The organism is Flavobacterium solisilvae (assembly GCF_012911605.1).
Classification (GTDB): Bacteria; Bacteroidota; Bacteroidia; order Flavobacteriales; family Flavobacteriaceae; genus Flavobacterium; species Flavobacterium solisilvae.
This window is the reverse complement of sequence record NZ_JAAMPT010000079.1, coordinates 1-267: the sequence shown is the minus strand read 5'-3', so window position 1 is coordinate 267 and position 267 is coordinate 1. Positions and strand designations below refer to the sequence as shown.

Below are 267 nucleotides of genomic sequence, written 5' to 3'. Positions count from 1 at the left end.
GCACCTTAGGATTCTCTCCTCGACTACCTGTGTCGGTTTACGGTACGGGTACTGTTAATCTAAGTTTAGAGGTTTTTCTTGGAAGCCCTTAGGTACACTATCACTTTGTCCGAAGACTCCGTGTACTATCGCATTTCCCCAAGTCCTGCGCATTTAACTACAAGACCTATAGGTAGGTGCTTTAACGAACTATTCCGTCAGTTCGCGGTACTTTCATCACTCCGTCACCCCATCACAATTAACAGTAGTACGGGAATATTAACCCGT

At 45.3% G+C, this 267-nt stretch carries 1 rRNA gene; it reads right to left on the bottom strand.

Annotated features, from left to right (window positions below):
* Nucleotides 1-267, bottom strand: a 23S ribosomal RNA gene (locus tag G6042_RS00375); the annotation flags it as partial.